A 14,425-nucleotide genomic window follows, 5' to 3' on the forward strand; every position below is an offset into this window, starting at 1 on the left:
TTGCATTAAAAATGAAAAAGATAGCCCCTCTATTCACTTTACTTGCTTTCATTGTTTTTGCTTCATGTTTGCATGAAATCATTTATTCTGACGATACTCAATTTGCACCCTATCAACAAAATCCACCATTCACACTTCCAGACAATAGTACCTTTTATCAAAATATCCCCTATGATCAACATGAAAGGAATCAATTAGATATTTTCCTACCCGCCCCATCGAATGGAAACTCCTCACCATTGCTAATCATTATTCATGGAGGTGGTTTTGTACAGGGAGATAAAAAACAAGCATACTCCAGCTCTTACCACCGCCATTTGATCAATAATTTATTGTCCAAAAACATAGCCGTGTCTACCATCAATTACCGCTATGTAGATGACAATGGAGGCATCATGAGAAGCATCAATGATTGTAAAAGAGCCTTGCAGTTTATCAAACACCACCGCGATTCTTTAGGCATAAACAGCTCCAAAATCATCCTAATGGGAAGCTCTGCGGGCGCTGGGACAGCACTGTATATCGGACTAAGCAGTGACTTAGCCGACCTCACTAGTGCAGAGCCCATACTACACCAGTCTACCCAAGTACTAGGAGTCATAGGCACCGAAACACAAGCTACCTATGATATAGCCAAATGGGATCAATTGGTATTTTCAACGTACCAAACACTAGGATTTAATCATCAAGACATAATATCCATCATCGGAAAATCTAGAATTGAACAATACCTTGGAGCGAAGGATACAGACGTGAATTCTGATGAAACATGGGGTTCTCACCTAGATATACTGAGTCTGATGACTACCGATGATCCAGAAATCTACATTGCCAACCAAAAAATTGCCAATAGTGTCCCTACAAATAGTTCAGAGCTATACCATCATCCGTTACATGCCAAAGTACTGATGGATAAGGCAAAGGAAGCTGGTCTTTCTTCCAGATTTTACATTCCAGAACTGGATATTGACACCCGGGATGAGGAGTCGATAGAAGATTTTATCTTAAGAAAACTATTGTAAAAGGTAGGAAAAAATCATCCCCATGCAAGAATGAATAAACTGCCGTTCATAAAAGCCCACACTAGCCAATTAATTATCAGTCTTAATTCCAATTGAAACGTTGTAATAGGATAAAAGAAAAGGGAGATCTCGTTGAGATCTCCCTTTTCTTTTATAACATCTTTAAATAAAAATTATTCACTCAATTGTGCAAACAATATTAGATTCCTAAAGCCTGACCTCCACCAATTTGGATCGTCTCTGCTGTAATGAAAGATGCATCATTGCTAGCAAGGAATGCTACGACAGAAGCAACCTCTTCTGCTTCGCCTAATCTACCCAACAAAATGCTGTTCTTCCATGTAGCAAATACTTCAGGCTTAGTTTCCTTTATTTGCGCGTGGAATGGAGTATCAATTGTTCCAGGTGATACGGCATTTACTCTGATTCCATACTCAGCCAAGTCTTTAGCCAATGCTCTTGTAATTGCATGAACTCCAGCTTTAGAAGTACCATAAACACCAGCGCCTGGTCCACCTGCATTCCAACCTGCGTTAGATGTGTAATTGATGATTGAAGCATTCTCACCCTTTTTAAGGAATGGAATGGCAGCTCTTGAAGCAAAAAATACTGAATCAAGGTTGAGAGCCATCACGAATCTGTAAAATTCTGTTGTCATTTCTTCAAACCTAGCTCTTCCTCCAAGTCCACCTGCATTGTTTACAAGAAGATCAATTTTACCGTACTTTTCACCGATTTTAGTAATGTTTTCTGTTACAGCTTCATCGCTAGTCACATCAAACCCAACATATTCAGCCTTTATACCTTCTGCAGCTAACTCCTCTACGCATTTAGCTCCTTTTTCATCCTCAATGCCGTTTAAAACAACAGTGTAGCCATCTTTACCTAATCGTTTGGCTACTGCGAAACCGATTCCACCTGTGGCTCCCGTTACTACTGCTACTTTACCTTCTAATTTCATAGTTGTATAAATTTAATATCTAGTTCTATTTTATTTCTATTCTCTTAATTTCCTTACATAGTACAAATATTGCAATCACACTCAATGGCACGAATGCACCAATGATCACAAATGCTGGCGTGTATGAAGTCTCCGTAATGAATGGGATGAGGAAATTCATTCCTATCACACAGAAAAGACCAACTGTCCCTCCAAATCCAGCCAATGCACCCACAGATTTTCCGCTCAACAAATCACTAGGGATAGTCTGTACATTGCTAATTGAAAACTGAAAGCCAAACAGGACAACAGCCACAATACCTACAAACTTTTCAGGTGTATCTGCCATGAAAATGGTAGCTAGCAATCCCAAAAACATAAGTACCGCGCCAATGGAAATAGTTGTTTTTCGTGCCTTATCTACTCCCTTTCCTTGTGAGATCAGCTTTCCAGCGAACCATCCACCTGCCATACTACCAATAGCTGCACCTACATAAGGTACCCATGCAAACATCCCGATTTCTTTAACATCAAAACCATATGTGTCAGCCAAGTAAATAGGCATCCATCCTGCAAACAACCACCACAGTGGCTCTAGAAAGAATCGAGATGCAGGTACAGACCAAGCTTCTTTGTGAGATAAAATCTCACGCAAAGACAATACTCGTTCTTCCTCATCGCTAGTCTGAGCAGGCTGATCAGATAATATATGATCTTGCTCTTCTTTGGTAATCCAAGGGTGCTTCTTAGGAGCAGCCTTGTTGATGATCAACCATGGAATCACCCATAGCAATACCAAACTACCAACTATCACAAATGTCAATCTCCACCCATATCCAAGATATAGCATGGCAATAAGCGGTGGTGCAATCACAGATCCCATAGAGGCCCCAGCATTGAATATACCTTGTGCCATGGCTCTCTCCTTTGCGGGAAACCACTCTGCATTACTCTTCACGGCTCCAGGCCAATTACCCGCTTCGGATACGCCGAGCATCACTCTGAACAATCCAAATGACATGAGTCCTGATGCCACCGCATGCAAAGCAGTCGAGGCTCCCCAAGCCATAATACTGACGACATAGCCCATTCGAGTGCCTATTTTATCAAACATCCTCCCCGAGACTGACTGCCCAATAGCATAGGCCACCATAAACACATTCAACATGATAGAGTAATGATGCTTAGTAAATCCAAGCTCTTCTGATATACCAGGCCACATCACACTGATAGCCGTCCTGTCAATGTAGTTGATTACCGTCGCTATAAAAATCAACACTATAATCCACCACCTTAGTCCTTTTACTTTCATGTTCTAATATTTAGTCTTTCAATTCCAGTTGCAAACACTGTGTATTGCACTGCTTAGTACCCTAGCTTATTTATTTCCAAAATATGATACTTCACCTCCCTCAAGAAAATCCTCTCGTACGGGGCTAAACACATCAATAAGTATCCCTGCTTCTAGACAAACTGCACTATGAAGTACATTTGGTTCCATGTAGATACCATCGCCAGCTTTTACAATTTGCTTTTCTCCACCTACAGTAAACTCAAATTTACCTGCGGCACAATAAGTAGACTGTGTATGAAAATGAGCGTGAGGCGACCCCAAAGCACCTGCTTCGAATTTGACCTGTACCATCATGATCTGATTGTCATATCCTAAGAATTTACGAGAAACCCCTCCTCCCAATTCTTCCCATTCCATCTTATCAGCTAAAATAAATTTGTCACTAAACCTCTTCATAATATTCGTTTGTTAATCGCTTTTACTTGTCAGCAAACCATACGTCTACTTGACTTGATAATAATAAGGCCCTGTCCAGACCAATTTTTCTGCATCAATTTCTATTTCGTGTGTTGTATCTGTGCCATTGTCCAAGCGGCATACAACCAATCTGAGCTCAGATCCCCCCGTATGTCTGATACTCAAGGCAATGAATTCCTCGGATTGAAAAGTAATGGAGATGTTATCGACCATAGAAAAGGCATTGGTAGAAAACTCACTCACTGGCGAATACTGTCCATGTGACTCCAATACAGAAGCAAAAACCGCATTTTTGGCTTGTCTTCTCAACATAAACATCGGATCAGAACGTAGGTTGTGATGTGGATCATTGGCTCCTATTCTACCCAACAAAAACTCATCGCCATCACCTGTCACAGCAGTCCAAGAATAAAATTTATAATCCTGCATCCAAGTCATCTTGGTATTGGATGGCAACTGATCTGAGCGGCCTTCTTCCCAAATATGCTGGTAGCCATTTTTCTCACCCATTGGCTGGAGTGTCGCGTTTGTCTTGTAATTTGAATTGCTAGACAAAATCTGTCCGAAATAATAGTAGGGTAAATCGTAACTATGTGACTCAACTGCACGCACATCAAACAGATCTATAACGAGCGGCTTTTCAAACAATGAATCTGCGACGAGACAAATGGTTCTCTGCATAGCGACCCCTTCATAGGCATTTACATCTTTGGCACTAGCTATCTGAATATCAGAGCGGTTCTTATCAAAGAAAAATCGATCTGAATGATGGAGATTGGCTTTGTCTATTTTACCTCCATAGTTGGTGTTTTGATCCACTACCAGCGTATTGTGAGCAATCGTTTGCTTCGAAAAAGTCTTGTTTTCTTTGAGGTATCCTCCCCCATCCTTTTGTTCAATATTAACAAATCTCGCCACCCCATAATCCTGTAGCACTTCATCGCCATTTTCATACAGCGAATAAGAAAGTTTGTCATAGTGACCATGTCCCATTCCTTGGGCAGTGTATTTCAATACAGCGTTGATATCTCCACCACTGTGATTCATTCTGAGGATGCCTACACCACCTTCGCTACCGTCAGCTCCATCTCTCAGCTCCAAAGACTTGGGAATGAATGGTTTGGCTTTACCCTGAGTGATAGCTTGCGCCACACTAAAGCCCGTAGCATCCAAGAGTACTTTTTCTTGTTTTTCTGCTATAGAAAGTAGCTCAGGGTTTTGACCCGCAAAATGATACACAATATCTACTGCAGACACGAGTTCTCTGGAGTAATAAGACATGCCCTTTTGCGCATCATTGATCGGATAAAATTCCCCATCACTGTCTGCTAGATTGACCAGTGCATATACAGCTTTGGCCAAGATATTTTCTCTATGTTCGAATATTTTCAAATCAGGTCTGGCATTCTCAAGGCTCGCTGCAAATACCACAAAAGGATAAATTGCATACCGCTGATAATAGGGACCTTCGGCATAAAAGCCATCAGGTGAGAACAGCATATCCATCTGTGCCAAGAAGCCTGCTCTATTTTGACCAGGAGCCAAAATACTGCCTCCGTCGTTATCCTTGACACCCACTGCCAAAGTATCAATTTCTAATCCATACAAAGCACGTTGAATCAATTCTTCGTCCTTCATTACCAAGCCCATCATGCCTACACCTGCACAGGCCCAAGTACTATGATTATGAATACGGTTAAAGAACTGGGGATTTTCTACCGAAAGAAAATCTGCGTAGGGTCTGAATAAGTTTTTCTCTAGATTTTCTTTCTGCTCCTCATTCAACCAATCATATATACAATCATAGGCCTGGCTTGTGTACACCATCCAGTTGGCATCATTAAGAGACTGCCAAAAAAGCTTACCTCTAGTATAGGATTTTTCACTTGGGTGCAACGACAAGGTAGGGAAGAGTTTCGCATATTGCAGTAGCATATCATGGATATAAACAGCATATTTCTCATTACCAGTGATCATGAAAAGATTACCTGCCTTTTGCATGGTCAAGTAGTTCAGCTTGTGACGCTCATGGGTATATCCACCTGCCAAATCCTGAGGTACAGGAACCTCTATACCGTTGGCAATCTCCTGTTCCACTTGCCTCATCGCCTCTTGAATTGATTCATTGAACAAAGGAATATTTTTATACTCCTTTTGAATCAAAGCAAGAGACTGTTTATCAAACAAAATACTTTGGTGATTCAAACCCACTGTTGTCTTTTGTTCCTGACTGCATGATGCCATGACGCACAACAGCAGCAGGTTCAAACACCCAATAAGCACTATACGATGTACTACTAAATCTATCTTCACTATACGATCACTCATATTCAATTTCCTAGTCTTTATCATGCAGTTGATTAACCCAGCTCACGCTAGACACTTTTCATAAAGTGCATTTTGAGTCTGTCAGCAAAGTATTGGCGGACTTTCATCCACCAATATTCACATTCAAACTAATTATTAATTGTAACCCAAATCTTATTAGAGATATACCAAAATTGAGTTTTGCAAATCTGAATGGACATCAGAATGGCACTGTGACCAGGAGAGATTCTAATAAAATATAGTCGACCTGTAGAATTACAGATAATTACTATATTTGTAATGGTGATTAATCTAATTCAATGAAGATACCGACGGCCAAATTGATATTTATATTGATGTGATTATCCCTCCTAAATGGATTAGCACTTGGTTAATCCATTTTTTTTGCACTAACTTTTTAGTACCCCTTTTATTTTTTTCTCTTCTTAAGATTAAATTGTTCCACTTGTAGCGTATTTGAAAAATCCAATATATCGCTAAGGTGATCCCTCATCGCCTGAGTAGCCTTTTCAATATCCTGCTCTTTTATGTAGAACAATATTCTTTCGTGCAACTCCAATGCCGTGTCAGACCTTCCATCCCCACAAGCATCTAGTTCTCTATAATTTGTCAAAATATCGGGCGTAATCACCAACATCAACGATTTAAGCACCGAATTTTTACTAGCCTCTGCAATACTCAAGTGAAACATCAAATCCTCATCTACCGCATGAATACCTGCATCCTTTTTTTTCTTATAAGCAGCCAGAGCACTTTCAATATTTTCAATATCCTCCTCTGTCCTGTTTTGTGCAGCCAAAGCAGCAGCATTGGTTTCCAATATAACTCTGGTCTCTACGAGAGATCTAAAATCTTTCACTTCAAGTCTCAAAACATCTGAAATCAAACCTTCCAGGGCTGTCATTCCTAGTCCAGCAACGACTGTCCCACTTTGTGGAAGTGTCTTGAGGATCCCATAAAATTCAAGCTTTTTTATCGCATCCCTTACATGTGATCGACCGATACCAAAAACTTCACAAAGCTTCCTTTCTGGTGGAAGTTTATCTCCTGGTTTGAGTTGACCAGAAGTGATTAACTCCTTTATTTGGTTGATAATCTTATCTACTGGTGTTTCGATTACGATTTGTGTGAAGTTATTTAACAATTCCATTCGTTATTTGTTGACCCATTGTTAATTGGTTGACCAATTTAGTTATTTATTACCCAAGGACAAATTTTTTAAGAAAAATTTTATTTTCTAACAAAATATATCACAGGCAATTTACCATCAAAAACCATATTTTGCTATTCATAAAGTAGCTTTTTAGCTACGTCATGCCTGTGACAAACACGTGAGAAACAATCTCTTATTTTGATTTCAGGTCTTTTTTTGCGACATTCACTTTTGGTTAACCAATAATTGACATTCCAGTTTTTGGGAAGCCAAAAGAAAGACTATTTTTTAACTATTAAAAATTATTATGAAAAACTACCTGTTTAGATGGGGGGACTTTTATCAAAGTTTCGTCATCACAATCTTAGTTGCTGCCTTAGCCATAGGCTTTCAAGCATGCGACGAAAATCTTGATTTACAAGAACAAGATTTACTATTAAACTCACCATTAGCAGCTGGTGACCAAGTAAGTATCACCAATCCAGGGTTTGAGAGTAATTGGTCCGGATGGATCGATACAGACCCTTCGGCAACATCAAGTGACGCACATTCAGGATCCAAATCAGCTAAAATCACAGGGTCTAGTGGCAAATTCGAGCAAAGCATTGCAGTCAAACAAAACACTGACTACACACTCTCTGCCTATATTTTGGAAGCGGGTATTATTGGAGCCCAAGTTGGCAATAGCAACTTTAGTGATGGAGGAGATTACAGTGATTGGACTCAAGTATCTGTAACCTTCAACTCTGGATCGAACAGCGCTATCACAATCTATGGTGCATACGGTGGTGATACAGGGCGTTTCGATGATTTTGTACTAACAGAAGGCGGCAACACCGATGGAGGTGATGACGATGACGACAATGACCCAACAGATCCGACCACAGGAGAGCTATCCATCTCTAGTGTATCGGCCAGTGCCAATGATGGTAACGTCCCTGCCAATGCCATTGATGAAGACCCAAATCTATCTACCAGATGGTCTGCGAATGGTTCAGGGCAGTACATTACTTTTGACCTTGGATCATCTCAAACGGTAAGCAGTATCAAAATTGCTTGGTACAAGGGTAACGAGAGAAGTTCTTCGTTCAAAATCCGAATCGGCGATAGTACTTCTAACCTCACAGAGGTACTTTCAGCAAGCTCATCGGGCAGTACCTTAGGATTAGAGACCTACAACTTTGAAAGCACCACTGGACGATATGTACGCATCACTTGCCTTGGCAATTCTGCAAATACGTGGAACAGCATCACTGATGTAGAAATCTATGGACAGGCACAAGATGGAGGTACTGATCCAGACCCAGATCCAGACCCAGTTGACCCTGATCCTGTAGATCCTACTGAGCCTGGTACAGCAAACATCCCTTCTGATCTGATGGAAAATTGTAACCAATGGAAAATCACGTATCCAGATGGTGTAGAGGACAAAACATTGTGTGGCGAAAGCAACAATGAATATTTCTATGTCAACAACGATAAAAATGCCATCGTATTTAGAGTGCCAATCAGAAGCAACAATGGCTCTACCCCCAATTCAAATTACATCCGTTCTGAATTGAGAGAAAGAACAGAATCTGGCAGCTCAGATATCTACTGGACTACTAGCGGAAAACATGTAGTATATGTGGAGCAAGCCATTACACACCTGCCGATGAATAAAGACCACTTGGTTGCCACACAAATTCATGGTAACAAAGCAGATGGTATTGATGACGCCATGGTCATGAGACTTGAGGGTTCTCATTTATTCCTAAGCTTCAACGGTGGCAAACTCAGAAGTGACGTGACGATCAAGTCTAACTATACATTGGGAACCAAACATGAGGTAATCTTTGAGGTAATAGACGGTAAACACTACTGCTACTACAGTGAAGATGGCAATCTGGCCAGTGCCTATGCAAGTGGCAATGCCTCTAGCTACTTAATTAAAGACGGAAGCAACTCGTATGTCATGAACAAAAGCTACGGTGAAGCTTACTTTAAAGTAGGTAACTATACGCAGAGTAATGCAAACGAAGAAGGCAGTGATACAGGCAACCCAAATAACTATGGGGAGGTCTTAGTATATGACTTCTCTGTGTCACATCAATAGCAACCAGCACACAAACAAAAAGGAGGCTGTCTCAAAGTATGAGATAGCCTCCTTTTTCATTTCTACTCTAGCATCTTCACTGTATGTATCACCGCATTTACACGTGTCCGCCTGAGGAGGGAAATGCTCCCACGTTGCTCTACTCAAAATAGAAAGGAGTAGTCTCAGACATACACCTAGGGTTTTCCTTCCATTCTATGATCAGGTGGGGGGGCGTGGTTATTACTAATATGGTTTGGGTTCTTGTTTGACGTGACGGATTCTCAATATTCGTATTTGAGTATCTGTTACCCGATAAGCTACTCTATAACTATGTGTTTCAAAAGCTCTATGATCTCCTTTATTCTCTGATTTAAACTTATCTGGGGGATATCGTTCTGGTTGTTCTTGTATCCCTTCAATCGCAGATAAAACTGCGGCTTCAACTAGTTCAGCATTTTGATAAGATTCTAGACTGATATTTTTAAGTGCGCTAGCAAAAGACTTTGAGGGTCTTGTGTTCCAGACTATTTTTTTCTCCATGCACTGATTTCCTTGACCGCTTGCTGATGTGTTATGTATTCTCCTCTATCAATGGCTGCATCAGCCTCATCCAATTCCTTGTTGTATTGTTCGATACTGATGTGTTGATGCTCTTCTTTCCACTTGGATAGTTCCTTGATTATTTTTTGATCATGGACAGTAGCGAGCCACTCCATTAATTCCAGTTTTAAAGCTTGTGCAGTAGTCATATTAAAATGCTTTTATACAAAGTAACGATTTATCTTCATATTTTGATCTATTTATAGGGGGTGATATTGCTGTACTTCTTCAATCTGGTAGTTGTTGTCAAACACTAGGTAGTTGAGATAGACCTTGGGTGCGTTAGCGGGGGGACAATAAAACCTCCTATCTCTCAAAGGCTTTGTATTTTCTTCACCGCAATGCAATTGCTGTTTTTCCACCACTTTCCAAAATGTTTCAGTCGCATCACAGATGCGCCCGAGCTGGAATAAATTTCCATCCCTTTATTTTTTCGACAATAATCCAGACTCTCCAACATCAAATCAAAATACCTGTCTCGCACAAATACATCCAACCAATAAACCGTGGCAAAACTGATAAAATACAATCCCTCCGGATTATGAAACTTGTATTTCCTACTCATTACCTAAATCTAATTGATCCAAAGTAATATCTGTTGACTTTCTATCTCAAGAACGTAAAGCACAAGCTACAAGCTTGCGCCAGCGGGGTAGTCTCAGACATACGACTAGGGTTTTTCTTCTATTCTAAGATCAGGTGGGGGAGTTTCTGTTATATAATTAGCTATTTCAAATAATCAATTTCAAACTCCGTACTATAATAATGGGTATCATATTTAATACTATAGGTGCCGAATCCATAATTATCAAGGTCAAACTCAACAATGCTCCCTTCAGAATACTGACTTTCAAAAACGGTTCTCCCTTCCTTTCTTATTTTCAACTCAATTAAACCACCTTCCGTACGGAATAAAACAACATTGTTACTTCTAGAAGAGACCTCAAAATCACCCCCAGAATAATCACTATTCAAAATTTTTGCATACCTTTTTATTACATATCTATAATCCTTAACCAAACCTTTTTGCCTAACTCCAAAAGTAATAAACCAATATGGGTACTTTTCAGAAGCCTCTTTCGGAAACAGAATATCCAATTCAGTTTTCTTCTTCAAACTAATTATTTGACCATTCCATCTTTCAGATTCATAATAAACTTCCCCCAGATTGTTATCAATCTCAATTTTAACCAACTCACCCTTTATCTTATTGAAGTTTATACTAAGCACAAGTGTGTCTTTATCTGCAAAGTCATTTAGAGATAATTGCATATTATCAATTTCACCATTGACCTTTGATAAGATTTGAGCATTCAAATCCATCACAATGGATTGTAGCAAAGTCAACAACACAACTAGCCTTTTAATATGTTCTATCATATGTGTCTCTCTTTTCTATCTTATTAAAAATCCTGAACCTGTTTTTTTCTGTCCGAATTACATCAGTTTCATTAACGGCTCTTTGTTCTTCTTCAGGGGCAGTTTTTCCTGCTTTACCTTTTTCGATTGCAACTGCATGAGAAATTTCATGATCAATACCTGTTCCAACGTTTATTATATCACCTTTCTTTTGGAAATCCTTCATTTGATCTAAATCCAATCTTATAAGTGTACCATCGCCCTCTCCGTTATTATGATTATTCGCTGGTTTATTTCCCCTCCATTCATCTATCTCTTTTTGTCCATCGCCCTCTGGAAAAACCATATCTCCATTTTCATTAAACTCAACTTTTGGTGGTTCTGGTCTATCATTTTCCCATTTCTCCAATCCAGCTGGTACTACCTTGCTTTTCCTTCCACTGTTATTTTGGATTACGTGTAAATTTGCATCCTTCCCCATTAGAGTTTTAATGTTAGACCTAGCTTTTTTTGACAAAACAAAACTCGCAGCCATATTTGCAACCACCCTCATTTTGAATAACAAATTCGTAGATTTATTGTCTGCAAACCGAATTTCTTTCCCATCGGGATCAACATATTTCAAAGGGTTATTAGCTACATAATTGTATGGTGACAAATTTTTATACCTATCAGCTAATGGATCAATATTGAACCATCTAGCTAACGATGGATCTAACATCCTAGCCCCATAATCATACCACCCAGTCTCTTCCAGTTCCTCTTTCCCGTTGAACTTAAAAAGATTTTCAATACCGCTCGAATACGAGTTAAAAGTAAGCCCAAAAGGATAGTAATCATCCTTCTGCACAATGGGTGTGTGCTGCTGTACTACTTTGAAATCGTCAAAGAACACATCGATCGGATCGGTCGTGCCGTTTTCGTTCGATAGGTAAATATAGACATATCCTGCTTCTGCTATCGTGATGCTGTGAGACAAATGTTCATGATCGACATCTGTCCCATCCTCAGCTGCTGCCTCTGTCACTTGCTGGAAACCTGACTGGCCCAGTACCAGTTGGTAGTTGTTGTCAAACACCAGGATCGATGGCAGTTGATTTTGGATTGACCCTTACTTCAGCTCCCATGTAAGCTTACATCAGATCCCAAGATAGCTTACATGGAGGCTCAAGTAAGCTTACTTAGAGGGTCATATAAGCTATCATGAAGGCTATAGTAAGCTTACTTTAGAGTACTGCCTCCCAAACTACCTTAAAATCCTCGTTTAGAAGGAGATAGGGTATGAAAATCCTCTCGTTTTTTTAACATGTTTTGACCTAGTCAAAGTCTCAAATGTTACTCCACAGTCACAGATTTGGCCAAATTTCTTGGCTGATCGACATTGCAACCTCGCATGATAGCTATGTGATAGCTCAACAATTGCAGAGGAACGACAGAAACCAACGGCATCAGTGCTTCATCACATTTTGGCACTTCGATCACGTAATCTGCCATCTTGGGGATCAAAACATCCCCCTCTGTGACTACTGCTATGACAATACCCTTTCTTGCTTTGACTTCTTGGATGTTTGATACGATCTTGTCATACGAACTGTCTCTTGTCGCGATTACCACCACTGGCATTTCTTCATCAATCAAAGCAATCGGCCCATGCTTCATCTCTGCGGCAGGGTATCCTTCTGCATGGATATAAGAAATCTCCTTAAGCTTCAAAGCACCTTCAAGAGCAACTGGGAAATTGTACCCTCTACCCAAGTACAAAAAGTTGCGCGCGTCTTTGAAGAGACTGGCGATGTATTCAATCTTATCATTGCTAGCCAATACCTTTCTGATTTTGTCAGGAATACAAGCAAGGTCTGTCAACAATTCTTTGAGTCTAGCATCAGTGATAGTCTTTTTCCTGACCGCCACCGACAGAATAATCATGATCAAAACAGAAAGTTGACCTGTAAATGCTTTTGTACTAGCCACACCTATCTCTGGGCCTGTGTGCAAATAGGCTCCTTCGTGTGAAGCTCTTGAGATAGAGGACCCTACTACGTTGACCACACCTAGGATGATAGCCCCCCTCGACTTGGCCAGCTCTATGGCAGCCAAAGTATCGGCCGTTTCTCCTGATTGAGAAATAGCAATCACCACATCTCCTTTATTGATAACGGGGTTTCGGTACCTAAACTCAGAGGCATATTCTACCTCAACAGGGATTCTACAGAATTCTTCGAAGAGATATTCTGCGACCAAGCCAGAGTGCCAGCTGGTACCGCAGGCGATGATGATGATTCGATTGGCCTCCGTCAAAGCATCCGCATATTCTCTGATACCTCCAAGTGTGATTTTTGAGTTCTTGGCATCTAATCTACCCCTCATACTGTCCGCGATCGAATTGGGCTGCTCAAATATCTCTTTGAGCATGAAATGCTCGTATCCACCCTTTTCGATTTCATCCAGCTCCAACTCCACCTTTTGGATGTAGGGTGTGAGTTCTTCATTCTCAATGCTTGTGATCTTAAACCCGTCACGGTTGATTACAGCAATTTCTTCGTCGTTCAGATATACTACTTCATCAGTATATTCAATGATAGGTGTAGCATCTGATGCAACAAAGTATTCTTCCTTACCTATACCCAATACCATGGGACTACCTTTCCTAGCGGCAATCAGTTGATCAGGGTTGTCTTGATCCATGATCACTATGGCATATGCTCCCTCAATGGTAAACAGTGCCTGACGAACAGCAGCTTCTAGAGAAAGGTTGTTGTGTGTTTTGATATCTTCGATGAAAGTGATCAACACCTCTGTATCCGTCTCACTTACAAAAGAGTACCCTTTGGATATCAATTCCTTTTTGAGCGCATTGTAATTTTCAATAATCCCATTGTGGATGATCGAAAGTTGCTTGCTGCTGGAGAAATGTGGGTGAGCATTGATATCGTTTGGTTCTCCATGCGTTGCCCAACGAGTGTGTCCTATTCCAATCGTGCTTTTCAACGACTTCCCTGCCAATGAATTCTCTAACTCAGCAACCTTCCCTACCTTTTTAAATATCTGCAACTGACCATCCTGGTGTACGGAGACACCTGTACTGTCATAGCCACGATATTCCAATCTTTTGAGTCCTTTGATGATCAGAGGGTAAGCTTCTTGATTACCAAGATAAGCGACTATACCACACATG

The 14,425-nt window shown here is 40.4% G+C and carries 13 protein-coding genes; 2 read left to right on the forward strand and 11 right to left on the reverse strand.

Annotated features, from left to right (window positions below; all coding sequences use genetic code 11):
- The first annotated feature begins 11 nt into the window (after positions 1-11).
- Positions 12-1,022 carry an alpha/beta hydrolase gene (locus N6H18_RS03910; RefSeq protein ID WP_262310526.1) on the forward strand — a complete coding sequence of 337 codons (1,011 nt, stop codon included), beginning with the start codon at positions 12-14 and terminating at the stop codon, positions 1,020-1,022.
- A 199-nt stretch (positions 1,023-1,221) separates the two neighbouring features.
- Here N6H18_RS03910 and N6H18_RS03915 read toward each other — a convergent pair whose 3' ends face one another.
- The 5 genes from N6H18_RS03915 to N6H18_RS03935 form a co-directional block, all read right to left on the reverse strand.
- Complete coding sequence (locus N6H18_RS03915) at positions 1,222-1,983, reverse strand: SDR family NAD(P)-dependent oxidoreductase (protein WP_262310527.1); 762 nt, start codon at positions 1,981-1,983, stop codon at positions 1,222-1,224.
- Positions 1,984-2,008: 25 nt separating this feature from the next.
- Positions 2,009-3,274 (reverse strand): MFS transporter, encoded by a 1,266-nt coding sequence (locus N6H18_RS03920; RefSeq protein ID WP_262310528.1) that lies wholly within the window; start codon positions 3,272-3,274, stop codon positions 2,009-2,011.
- Positions 3,275-3,340: 66 nt separating this feature from the next.
- Entirely contained in the window at positions 3,341-3,712 is a 372-nt protein-coding gene (locus N6H18_RS03925) for a cupin domain-containing protein (protein WP_262310529.1), read from the reverse strand.
- 45 nt (positions 3,713-3,757) lie between these two features.
- Positions 3,758-6,061: a heparinase II/III domain-containing protein gene (locus N6H18_RS03930; RefSeq protein WP_262310530.1), complete on the reverse strand. Its 2,304-nt coding sequence runs from the start codon at positions 6,059-6,061 to the stop codon at positions 3,758-3,760.
- A 409-nt stretch (positions 6,062-6,470) separates the two neighbouring features.
- Positions 6,471-7,211, reverse strand: coding sequence for a FadR/GntR family transcriptional regulator (locus tag N6H18_RS03935; RefSeq protein ID WP_262310531.1), 741 nt, complete (start codon positions 7,209-7,211; stop codon positions 6,471-6,473).
- A 310-nt stretch (positions 7,212-7,521) separates the two neighbouring features.
- On the opposite strand from N6H18_RS03935, the gene N6H18_RS03940 reads away from it, so the two are divergent.
- A complete protein-coding gene (locus tag N6H18_RS03940) occupies positions 7,522-9,309 on the forward strand; it encodes a polysaccharide lyase family 7 protein (RefSeq protein WP_262310532.1) in 1,788 nt (595 codons plus the stop codon).
- A 225-nt stretch (positions 9,310-9,534) separates the two neighbouring features.
- Here the strand turns inward: N6H18_RS03940 and N6H18_RS03945 are convergent, their stop codons facing one another.
- The 6 genes from N6H18_RS03945 to glmS all read right to left on the reverse strand — a co-directional run bounded on the left by N6H18_RS03945 (position 9,535) and on the right by glmS (position 14,424).
- On the reverse strand, positions 9,535-9,831 hold the full coding sequence (locus tag N6H18_RS03945; RefSeq protein WP_262310533.1) for a type II toxin-antitoxin system RelE/ParE family toxin: 297 nt from the start codon (positions 9,829-9,831) through the stop codon (positions 9,535-9,537).
- A complete protein-coding gene (locus tag N6H18_RS03950) occupies positions 9,816-10,040 on the reverse strand; it encodes a hypothetical protein (RefSeq protein ID WP_262310534.1) in 225 nt (74 codons plus the stop codon). The genes N6H18_RS03945 and N6H18_RS03950 overlap by 16 nt, the downstream gene beginning before the upstream one ends.
- A gap of 164 nt (positions 10,041-10,204) precedes the next feature.
- Positions 10,205-10,456, reverse strand: a complete 252-nt coding sequence (locus tag N6H18_RS03955) for a hypothetical protein (protein WP_262310535.1) — start codon at positions 10,454-10,456, stop codon at positions 10,205-10,207.
- Between the two features lie 161 nt (positions 10,457-10,617).
- Entirely contained in the window at positions 10,618-11,271 is a 654-nt protein-coding gene (locus tag N6H18_RS03960; protein ID WP_262310536.1) for a hypothetical protein, read from the reverse strand.
- Entirely contained in the window at positions 11,255-12,277 is a 1,023-nt protein-coding gene (locus tag N6H18_RS03965) for an RHS repeat domain-containing protein (RefSeq protein ID WP_262310537.1), read from the reverse strand. Before N6H18_RS03965 ends, N6H18_RS03960 begins: the two co-directional genes overlap by 17 nt.
- A gap of 308 nt (positions 12,278-12,585) precedes the next feature.
- On the reverse strand, positions 12,586-14,424 hold the full coding sequence (gene glmS / locus N6H18_RS03970; protein WP_262310538.1) for a glutamine--fructose-6-phosphate transaminase (isomerizing): 1,839 nt from the start codon (positions 14,422-14,424) through the stop codon (positions 12,586-12,588).
- Position 14,425 lies beyond the last annotated feature (1 nt).

Origin of the sequence: Reichenbachiella agarivorans (assembly GCF_025502585.1) — a bacterium.
GTDB lineage: Bacteria > Bacteroidota > Bacteroidia > Cytophagales > Cyclobacteriaceae > Reichenbachiella > Reichenbachiella agarivorans.

Excerpts from the sequence above, each read along its gene's own strand:
- N6H18_RS03935 (WP_262310531.1), bottom strand. The coding sequence starts at position 7,211 with ATGGAATTGTTAAATAACTTCACACAAATCGTAATCGAAACACCAGTA.
- N6H18_RS03930 (WP_262310530.1), bottom strand. The coding sequence starts at position 6,061 with ATGAGTGATCGTATAGTGAAGATAGATTTAGTAGTACATCGTATAGTG.
- N6H18_RS03940 (WP_262310532.1), top strand. The coding sequence starts at position 7,522 with ATGAAAAACTACCTGTTTAGATGGGGGGACTTTTATCAAAGTTTCGTC.
- glmS (WP_262310538.1), bottom strand. The coding sequence starts at position 14,424 with ATGTGTGGTATAGTCGCTTATCTTGGTAATCAAGAAGCTTACCCTCTG.
- N6H18_RS03910 (WP_262310526.1), top strand. The coding sequence starts at position 12 with ATGAAAAAGATAGCCCCTCTATTCACTTTACTTGCTTTCATTGTTTTT.
- N6H18_RS03955 (WP_262310535.1), bottom strand. The coding sequence starts at position 10,456 with ATGAGTAGGAAATACAAGTTTCATAATCCGGAGGGATTGTATTTTATC.
- N6H18_RS03915 (WP_262310527.1), bottom strand. The coding sequence starts at position 1,983 with ATGAAATTAGAAGGTAAAGTAGCAGTAGTAACGGGAGCCACAGGTGGA.
- N6H18_RS03950 (WP_262310534.1), bottom strand. The coding sequence starts at position 10,040 with ATGACTACTGCACAAGCTTTAAAACTGGAATTAATGGAGTGGCTCGCT.
- N6H18_RS03925 (WP_262310529.1), bottom strand. The coding sequence starts at position 3,712 with ATGAAGAGGTTTAGTGACAAATTTATTTTAGCTGATAAGATGGAATGG.
- N6H18_RS03945 (WP_262310533.1), bottom strand. The coding sequence starts at position 9,831 with ATGGAGAAAAAAATAGTCTGGAACACAAGACCCTCAAAGTCTTTTGCT.
- N6H18_RS03920 (WP_262310528.1), bottom strand. The coding sequence starts at position 3,274 with ATGAAAGTAAAAGGACTAAGGTGGTGGATTATAGTGTTGATTTTTATA.
- N6H18_RS03960 (WP_262310536.1), bottom strand. The coding sequence starts at position 11,271 with ATGATAGAACATATTAAAAGGCTAGTTGTGTTGTTGACTTTGCTACAA.